Origin of the sequence: Pilosibacter rotomagensis (assembly GCF_045062245.2) — a bacterium.
Classification (GTDB): Bacteria; Bacillota; Clostridia; order Lachnospirales; family Lachnospiraceae; genus Pilosibacter.
In genome coordinates, this window is record NZ_CM170323.1 from 1 (window position 1) to 10,000 (window position 10,000).

7 protein-coding genes (1 of these 7 cut by a window edge) are annotated in these 10,000 nt (G+C 47.5%); all 7 read left to right on the top strand.

Features of this window, described 5'->3' with window-relative positions:
• The first annotated feature begins 75 nt into the window (after window positions 1-75).
• Entirely contained in the window at window positions 76-1,440 is a 1,365-nt protein-coding gene (dnaA, locus tag ACI3EW_RS00005; protein ID WP_118297695.1) for a chromosomal replication initiator protein DnaA, read from the top strand.
• Between the two features lie 306 nt (window positions 1,441-1,746).
• Entirely contained in the window at window positions 1,747-2,865 is a 1,119-nt protein-coding gene (dnaN, locus tag ACI3EW_RS00010; protein WP_118297696.1) for a DNA polymerase III subunit beta, read from the top strand.
• Between the two features lie 86 nt (window positions 2,866-2,951).
• A complete protein-coding gene (locus tag ACI3EW_RS00015; RefSeq protein ID WP_118297697.1) occupies window positions 2,952-3,161 on the top strand; it encodes an RNA-binding S4 domain-containing protein in 210 nt (69 codons plus the stop codon).
• Window positions 3,162-3,171: 10 nt separating this feature from the next.
• Complete coding sequence (gene recF / locus ACI3EW_RS00020; protein ID WP_118533377.1) at window positions 3,172-4,257, top strand: DNA replication/repair protein RecF; 1,086 nt, start codon at window positions 3,172-3,174, stop codon at window positions 4,255-4,257.
• A 12-nt stretch (window positions 4,258-4,269) separates the two neighbouring features.
• The gene (gene gyrB / locus ACI3EW_RS00025; RefSeq protein WP_118322277.1) at window positions 4,270-6,180 is read left to right on the top strand and encodes a DNA topoisomerase (ATP-hydrolyzing) subunit B; all 1,911 of its coding nucleotides are present in this window, start codon (window positions 4,270-4,272) and stop codon (window positions 6,178-6,180) included.
• Window positions 6,181-6,284: 104 nt separating this feature from the next.
• Window positions 6,285-8,804, top strand: coding sequence for a DNA gyrase subunit A (gene gyrA / locus ACI3EW_RS00030; RefSeq protein WP_118533379.1), 2,520 nt, complete (start codon window positions 6,285-6,287; stop codon window positions 8,802-8,804).
• A gap of 154 nt (window positions 8,805-8,958) precedes the next feature.
• On the top strand, window positions 8,959-10,000 hold the 5' portion of the coding sequence (locus tag ACI3EW_RS00035) for a M20 family metallopeptidase (RefSeq protein ID WP_118297701.1). 419 nt of this gene lie beyond the right edge of the window; only the first 1,042 of its 1,461 coding nucleotides appear in the window; it begins with the start codon at window positions 8,959-8,961; its stop codon lies beyond the right edge, outside the window.

Below are 10,000 nucleotides of genomic sequence, written 5' to 3' on the forward strand. Positions count from 1 at the left end.
ATGTGCTTTTGTGGACAGGTCCCCACCTTTTCCACAGCTATGCACATCGTTATACACATGTTTAGGAGTATGAATATGCTGGAAGAAATCAAAGCTAAATGGGACGAAATCCTTTTAAATATCAAAGAAGAACACGATATTTCAGAGGTGTCCTACCGCACATGGCTGCTGCCGCTGATCCCGGATTCTGTGGATAAAGATATCCTCACGATTCTGGTGCCGGATTCTGCCTTCATCAGCTATGTGAAAAAGAAATATGAATTCCTGTTGACAATTACGATCGAGGAGATCACAGGTTTTCAGTGTAAACTGGATTTCAAACTGAAATCTGACGTGAAGGAACCGGAAAAAGAGAATCGTCTGATCAACGTGAACAATAATACGGTCAGTCAGCTTGCTCTTCAGAACGCAAACTTAAATCCGCGCTACACATTTGATACCTTCGTAGTCGGAAAAAACAACAATCTTGCCCATGCTGCATCCCTGGCTGTTGCGGAATCTCCGGGCGAGATCTATAACCCGTTATTTATTTATGGAGGCGTGGGACTCGGAAAAACACACTTAATGCATTCCGTTGCCCATTTCATCTTAAAAAATAACCCGAGCGCAAAGATCCTGTACGTGACTTCCGAAAAATTTACGAACGAACTGATCGACGCGATCCGTAACAAAAACAATGTTTCCACCACGGAATTCCGTGAAAAATACAGAAATAATGATGTTCTTCTGATCGATGATATCCAGTTCATCATCGGCAAAGAAAGTACCCAGGAAGAATTTTTCCATACATTCAATGCCCTCTATGAGGCAAAAAAGCAGATCATTATTTCTTCCGACCGTCCTCCGCGAGAAATCGAAACACTCGAAGACCGTCTTCGTTCCCGTTTCGAATGGGGACTTACCGTAGATATCCAGCCGCCGGACTATGAGACCCGGATGGCGATCCTTCGGAAAAAAGAAGAACTGGAAGGATACAACATTGACAACGAGATCATCAAATATATCGCTACCAATGTAAAATCCAACATCCGTGAACTGGAAGGTGCGCTCACAAAGATCGTCGCTTCCAGCAAATTAAATAATAAGGAGATCAATCTTGAGCTTGCCGAGGAAGCATTGAAAGATCTGATCTCTCCGAATGCAGCCCGTGAAGTGACGCCGCAGCTCATTATTAATGTAGTTTCTGAGCATTTCGGCATCACTCCTCTCGATCTCATCGGTCAGAAACGAAGCAAGGAACTCGTATTTCCTCGCCAGATCGTCATGTATCTGTGCGGTGATATGACAAATGAGTCTCTCCAGAATATCGGAAAAGCTCTCGGCGGTCGTGATCACACGACGATCATTCATGGAACGAAAAAGATCGCCAGTGAATTAAAGACTGATGAGAATTTAAAGAATACGATCGATATTTTAAAGAAAAAGATCAACCCGCAGTAGGCGTGTGAACTGTAACTTTGAATGCGCAAAACAGCTTTGTGGATTTTTTCGTGGAAATCCCGTTGAAAATTTGTGGATAAAAATCGGATAATTTTCCCAGATTTTTTGCCTGTGGAAAACTCTTCGGTTGTCCTTCCGGATTTTTTTAGTTACCCACAATGGTTTTCACAGCGTTTTTTTCAGTGTTTCACAGGGCTTTTTCCCCTTATTAACAAATTCACACCCCCTACTACTGTTAAGACGAATATCTTTTATATATTTCTTTATCTTATGAACGTTTCTCAAGAAAGGAAGTTATCAACAACTATGAAACTGACATTCCAGAAGACCGCTCTTTTAAACGGTATCAATATTGTTCTCAAGGCAGTTCCGTCAAAAACAACGATGCCGATCTTAGAGTGCATCCTGATTGATGCATCTACAGATGAGATCAAACTGACAGCTAACGATATGGAGCTCGGCATTGAGACAAAAGTTGAAGGTGATATCCTTGAAAAAGGTAAAATTGCACTGGATGCAAAGCTTTTTTCTGAAATTGCAAGAAAATTATCTGATTCAGATTCCCTTGTAACGATCGAATCTGACGAAAAATTCAATACTGTGATCGCCTGTGAGAACTCTGTATTCAAAATTCAGGGAAAAGATGGTGAGGAATTCTCCTATCTTCCGTATATTGAGAGAAATAAAAACATTACACTTTCCCAGTTTTCCTTAAAGGAAGTGATTCGCCAGACCATCTTCTCCATCTCTGTTAATGACAGCAACAAGATGATGACAGGTGAGCTTTTTGAGGTAAACGGCGATACATTAAGAGTTGTTTCTCTCGATGGTCATCGTATGGCAATTCGCAAAATTGTATTAAAAGATGAATATGAAAGCACAAAAGTCATCGTTCCGGGAAAAACTTTGAATGAAATCAGTAAAATTCTGACCGGAGACAACGAAAAAGAGGTCCAGATCTTCTTCGGAGCGAACCATATTCTCTTCGAATTTGATGATACGATCGTTGTTTCCCGCCTGATCGAGGGCGAATATTTCAAAGTAGATCAGATGCTTTCCAGTGATTATGCCACAAAAGTGACTCTGAATAAGAAAGATTTTCTCGACAGCATCGAGAGAGCCATCATTCTGATCCGCGAAAATGATAAAAAACCGATCATTTTGAACATCGAAGATTCAAAAATGAGCCTGAAATTAAATTCCAGTTTCGGTACGATGAATGCGGAGATCCTGATCCATAAGACAGGCCAGGATCTGATGATCGGATTCAACCCGAAATTCTTAAGTGATGCACTCCGCATCATCGATGATGAGGAAGTAACTCTCTATATGATGAACGCAAAATCTCCGTGTTTCATCAAAGATGAGGAAGAAAATTATATTTATCTGATCCTTCCGGTAAACTTTAACGCGGCTGCGATCTAAAAACAGATGAAATTTTCCCGAAATTCCGGAAAAATCCGGAGTTTCGGGCTGGTTTTTTCAGAAAACCGGAATAAAAAAGGAGAAAAATGGAAAGTATTCACTTAAAAGATGAATTTATCAAGCTGGGACAGGCATTAAAACTTGCCGGTCTTGTTGGCTCCGGAGTGGACGCAAAGTTTGTGATCCAGGACGGACTTGTAAAAGTAAATGGGGAAGTTGAGACCCAGCGCGGCAAAAAACTTTACCCTGGAGATACTGTTTCCTATGACGGAAAGACATTTAAGGTAGAAAAGTAAGGATTTTTTCATGTTCATAGAATCCATCGAGCTGTCAGATTACAGAAATTACAGTCATTTACATATCGATTTTCATAAAGGAACGAACGTTCTTTATGGAGATAATGCCCAGGGAAAGACGAATATCCTGGAGGCAGTCTATGTGTGCAGCACAACAAAATCGCATCGGGGCAGCAAAGATAAAGAGATCATCAGGTTCGGTGCAGATGAATCCCATATCAAAATGATGGTCCGCCGGGATGGAATTCCCTACCGGATCGATATGCATCTGAAAAAAAATAAGGCAAAAGGGGTCGCAGTCAATGGCGTTCCGATCAAAAAGGCAAGCGAACTTTTCGGGATCGTCAATGTGATCTTCTTTTCACCGGAAGATCTGAATATCATCAAGAACGGACCTGCCGAGCGGAGACGCTTCGTCGACCTGGAACTTTGCCAGCTGAATAAGCTCTATGTCTACAATCTGGTACAGTATAACAAAACGGTTATACAACGAAATAAGCTATTAAAAGACATGGACTACAACGCGTCTTTAAAAGACACGCTCCCCATGTGGGACGAGCAGCTCTTAAAGTATGGTGCCGAACTAATAATTATGCGTTCCGAGTTTATAAAAGAGCTGAATCCCCTGATCGCCGGGATCCATGCCGGACTGTCCGGCGGAAAGGAAACACTTTCCATCGCCTATGAGCCGAATGTGACGGCGGAGAATTTCAGGGAACAGCTCGCAAAGAACCAGTTTCAGGAGATTAAACAGAGGCAGACCCTGACAGGACCGCACCGCGATGACCTGAATTTCATCGTGAACGGAACAGACATCAGACGTTTCGGCTCCCAGGGACAGCAGAGAACGGCAGCTCTTTCTTTAAAACTTGCGGAGATCGAGCTGGTGAAAAAGATCGTAAAGGATTACCCGGTGCTTTTACTGGATGATGTCCTTTCTGAACTTGACAGCAAGAGACAGGAACATTTACTTTCAGAAATTACCCACATCCAGACCCTGATCACCTGTACAGGGTTGGATGAGTTTGTAAACAGCAAATTCCGGATGGACAAGATTTTTAAGATTGTTGAAGGAACGGTAGAGAGCGAAGACTAAAGGAGGAACTTCATGAGCGCAGAATATAATGCAGATCAAATCCAGATTCTGGAGGGACTTGAGGCTGTAAGAAAAAGACCGGGAATGTACATTGGAAGTACGTCTTCGAGGGGACTTCACCATCTGGTATATGAGATCGTGGATAACGCAGTGGATGAGGCCCTGGCAGGATACTGCGACACCATTGATGTGCAGATCAACGCGGATAATTCGATCACGGTCATTGATGACGGACGTGGAATCCCGGTCGATATCCAGAAAAAAGCAGGACTGCCTGCAGTTGAAGTCGTATTTACGATCCTTCATGCCGGCGGTAAGTTCGGCGGCGGGGGATACAAGGTATCCGGCGGTCTGCACGGCGTAGGTGCATCCGTTGTAAACGCGCTGTCGGAGTGGCTTGAGGTTGAAGTCTACCACGGAGGAAAGATCTACAAGCAGCGCTATGAGCGCGGAAAAACGATGTATCCGTTAAAGATCGTTGGCGACTGTCCGGCTGACAAACACGGTACCAAGGTTTCCTTCCTCCCGGACAAGGAGATCTTTGAGGAGACGGTCTATGACTATGACACCTTAAAGATCCGTCTCCGCGAGACGGCATTCCTGACAAAGAACTTAAAGATCATTTTACGGGATGACCGCGAGGACAAGAAGGAAAAGGTATTCCACTATGAAGGCGGGATCAAGGAATTTGTCAGCTATTTAAACCGCAGCAATGTGCCGCTGTATGACACGGTCATCTACTGCGAGGGCAAGAAGGACAACGTGCTGGTGGAGGTTGCCATGCAGCACAACGATTCCTACACGGAGAATATCTACAGCTTTGTAAACAACATCAACACACCGGAGGGCGGAACCCACCTGACCGGTTTCAGAAATGCCCTGACCAAGACATTCAACGACTACGGAAGAAAGAACAAGCTTCTTAAGGACAGCGAGCCGGCTCTTACCGGTGAGGATATCCGTGAAGGTCTGACGGCCATCATCAGTGTCAAGATCGAGGAGCCGCAGTTTGAGGGACAGACGAAGCAGAAACTCGGAAACAGTGAGGCGAGAGGCGCTGTGGACAGCGTGGTATCGGAACAGCTCACCTACTTCCTTGAGCAGAATCCGTCCGTCGCAAAGACGATCATCGAGAAATCCGTTCTTGCCCAGCGTGCGCGCGCAGCGGCGAGAAAAGCGAGAGATTTAACGAGAAGAAAGACCGTTCTTGACGGTTTATCACTTCCGGGAAAACTTGCAGACTGCTCCAGCAAACACCCGGAGGAATGCGAGATCTACATCGTTGAGGGAGATTCCGCCGGCGGTTCCGCGAAGGACGCGAGAAATAAGAGCACCCAGGCGATCCTGCCGCTCCGCGGAAAGATCTTAAACGTGGAGAAGGCGAGACTCGACAGGATCTACGGAAATGCGGAGATCAAATCCATGATCACGGCGTTCGGTACCGGAATTCATGAGGATTTCGATATCTCGAAGCTCCGCTACCACAAGATCATCATCATGACTGATGCCGATGTGGACGGTGCCCATATCAGCACCCTGCTTTTAACCTTTATCTACCGGTTCATGCCGGAGCTCATCAAACAGGGCTACGTTTATCTGGCACAGCCGCCGCTCTATAAGATCGAGAAAAACAAGCGGGTATGGTATGCGTACAGCGATGAGGAGTTAAACAACATCTTAAAAGAGATCGGACGTGACCAGAACAACAAGATCCAGCGTTACAAAGGACTTGGTGAGATGGACGCGGAGCAGCTCTGGGAGACGACCATGGATCCGGAACACCGAATTCTTTTACGTGTGACCATGAACGAGGAGATGACATCGGAGATCGATCTCACCTTCACGACACTCATGGGAGATCAGGTAGAGCCGCGCCGTGAGTTCATCGAACAGAACGCGAAGTACGGAACTCTTGACATTTAATGCGGCAGCAGGGCGCTCCGGAAAGAGATAAAATCCTTCCGGAACGTCAGGCGGCGCAGTTTACGCAGGTTTAAGGCGCAGCGCAGGCTGCATTGGAGGAAAGAATGGAACCGAATATTTTTGACAAGATTCATGAAATAGACTTAAAGAAGACCATGGAAAAGTCGTACATCGACTATGCCATGAGCGTTATCGCGTCGCGAGCGCTCCCGGATGTCCGTGACGGCTTAAAACCGGTACAGAGACGTGTCCTCTACTCCATGGCGGAATTGAACAACGGTCCGGATAAGCCCCACAGAAAGAGCGCCCGTATCGTCGGCGATACCATGGGTAAATATCATCCGCACGGAGACAGCTCCATCTACGGAGCATTGGTAAACATGGCTCAGAAATGGTCCATGCGCTACATGCTCGTAGACGGACACGGAAACTTTGGTTCGATCGATGGCGACGGTGCCGCTGCCATGCGATACACCGAGGCGAGACTCAGCAAGATCTCCGTTGAGATGCTGGCGGACATCTATAAAGATACCGTTGACTTTATCCCGAACTTCGATGAGACCGAGAAAGAGCCGACCGTATTGCCGTCCAGATTCCCGAACCTTCTTGTAAACGGCGGAACCGGTATCGCAGTCGGAATGGCGACAAATATCCCGCCGCACAACCTTCGGGAAGTCATTGCGGCAGTAGTAAAGATCATCGACAACCAGGTGGAGGAAGGAAGACAGACCTCCCTGGAGGAGATCTTACAGATCATCAAGGGACCGGATTTCCCGACAGGAGCTGAGATCCTCGGAACAAGAGGAATCGAGGAGGCGTACCGTACCGGACGCGGAAAGATCAGAGTCCGCGCCGTGACAAATATCGAGACCGCACCGAACGGAAAGAGCCATATCATCGTCACAGAGCTTCCGTACCTGGTCAATAAGGCAAGACTGATCGAGAAGATGGCGGAGCTTGTAAAGACAAAGAAGATCGACGGCATCACCGGCATCACCGATGAATCCAACCGTGAGGGAATCCGCATCAACATCGAGCTTCGGAGAGATGTAAATGCGAATGTCCTCTTAAACCAGCTCTTAAAGCATACACAGCTGCAGGATTCCTTCGGCGTGATCATGCTGGCGCTGGTAAACAATGAGCCGAAGGTCCTGAACCTCCTTCAGATGCTGGAGTACTATCTGGACCACCAGAAGGACGTTGTGACCAGAAGAACGAAGTACGACTTAAATAAGGCGGAAGAGCGTGCCCATATCTTAGAGGGCTTATTAAAGGCTCTGGACCACATTGACGAAGTGATAAAGATCATCCGCGGTTCCGCGAATGTCGCTGAGGCGAAGCGGGAACTCATGGAGCGCTTTGAGCTCACGGACCCGCAGGCACAGGCGATCGTTGACATGCGTCTGCGTGCTCTCACAGGTCTGGAACGCGAGAAGCTTGAGAATGAATATAAAGAACTGGAGGCAAAGATCGCGGAATTGCGCGCAATCCTGGCTGATGAAAATAAATTATTAGGTGTGATCAAAAAAGAGATCCTTGTGATATCCGAGAAGTACGGGGATGACAGACGGACAAAGATCGGCTTCGACGATGATATGTCCGTGGAAGATCTGATCTCCGATGATGACACTGTTATTGCCATGACAAATCTCGGCTACATCAAGAGAATGTCCGTGGACAATTTCAAGAGCCAGAACCGCGGCGGCAAGGGGATCAAGGGAATGCAGACGATCGATGAGGACTTCATCGAGGATCTTCTCATGACCACGAACCATCACTACATCATGTTCTTTACGAACATGGGACGCTGCTACCGGATCAAGGCGTACGAGATCCCCGAGGCAGGCAGAACAGCCCGCGGAACGGCGATCGTAAACCTTTTACAGCTTCAGACAGGAGAAAAGGTCACAGCGGCGATCCCGATGCGTGAGATCGATGATGACAAGTACCTCTTCATGGCCACAAAGAACGGTATGGTAAAGAAGACCCCGATGCGCGAGTACAGCAACATGAGAAAGACGGGTCTCCAGGCGATCCTGCTCCGTGAAGGTGATGAGCTGATCGAGGTAAAAGTGACAGATAATACCGAGGATATCTTCCTCGCTACAAAATTCGGTATGTCCATCCGCTTCAAGGAAACGGATGCGAGAATTACCGGCCGTGTTTCCTATGGCGTGATCGGCATGAAGCTCGATGAGGGCGATGAAGTTGTCGGCATGCAGATGGCAAGCCAGGGCGAGTACATGCTCGTTGTATCGGAAAAGGGATACGGAAAGAGAACGGGAATCTCTGAATTTAAGCTGCAGCTGCGCGGCGGTAAGGGACTTCTCTGCTATAATGTGACAGAAAAGACAGGAAATCTTGTCGGAATGAAACTGCTCGACGATGGAAGAGACATCATGCTGATCACCAATGAAGGAATTCTGATCCGCATGGGTGTTGACGATATCTCCGTGATCGGCAGAAACACATCCGGCGTAAAACTGATGAGCATTGATGCCGACTCCAATGTCCGCGTTGCTTCCATCGCGAAAGTGCGTGAAAGCAGCCGCCAGGATGAGGAGGACGAAAATGTGGAAGATCCGGAATCTGAGGAAAATGAGGACGGAGAAATCACAGAGTGATCATGCTCATGAATAGAAAAAACGGTTGTGAGATCATTTTCCGGCCGTAAGCAGGATTTCTGACTCTGGAGTGATTGGATACAGGAATCTGGATATACCGGGTTCCTGTATTTTTTTTAACATTATTTAACAATGAACATAGGAGGATGCGGCGATGGGAATTACAAAAGCAGAGGCATTAAAAGCAGTTGACAGAGAGCGCGGACCGGTGTGTGAAGCCAGTGACAGGATCTGGGACCAGCCGGAGACTGCGTTCCAGGAATTCCATTCCACGGACGTATTGTGTGAACTTCTTGAAAAAGAAGGATTCAGGGTGGAGAGAAATCTTGCGGGGATCGCGACCGCGTTTTCCGGTACCTACGGATCAGGAAAGCCGGTAGTGGGCATTCTCGGTGAGTTTGATGCTCTGTCAGGCCTCAGCCAGGAGTCTGAGAGCCTGGAAAAGACCGCACTGGTCGATGGCGCACCGGGACATGGCTGCGGCCACAATCTTCTAGGAACGGGCTCTGTAGCGGCTGCAATCGCGGTAAAAGAGTATCTGGAGAAGAACGGGAAAGAGGGAACCGTGATCTTCTTTGGCTGTCCGGGCGAGGAAGGCGGATCCGGAAAGAGCTTTATGGCGAGAGACGGCGTGTTTGACAACCTGGATTTTGCGGTGACATGGCATCCGGGCGATAAAAATGTGGTTTCTGTCGGAAGTTCCCTTGCGAACTATCAGATCATCTACCGTTTCTACGGACAGGCATCCCATGCGGCGGCATGCCCGGAGCTTGGAAGAAGCGCACTTGACGCTGTGGAGCTTATGAACACAGGTGTACAGTATTTAAGAGAGCATATCATCCAGGAAGCACGCATTCACTATGCGATCACCAACACAGGCGGATATTCTCCGAATGTCGTTCAGCCGTACAGTGAGGTCCTCTATCTGATCCGTGCGCCGAAGAACAGCCAGGTGAAGGAGATCTACGAGCGCGTCAACGATATCGCGAGAGGTGCGGCTCTCATGACGGGAACAAAAATGGAGCTCCAGTTCGTAAAAGCATGCTCAAATCTCGTGGACAACACGGTCATGGAGGAGATCATGCAGAAGAACCTGGAGGAGATCGAAAGAGAACCGTACACTGCTGAGGAGATCGAATTCGCGAGAAAGATCGGCGAGACGTTCGGCGGAAATCATGTGGACATCCAGGATGTTC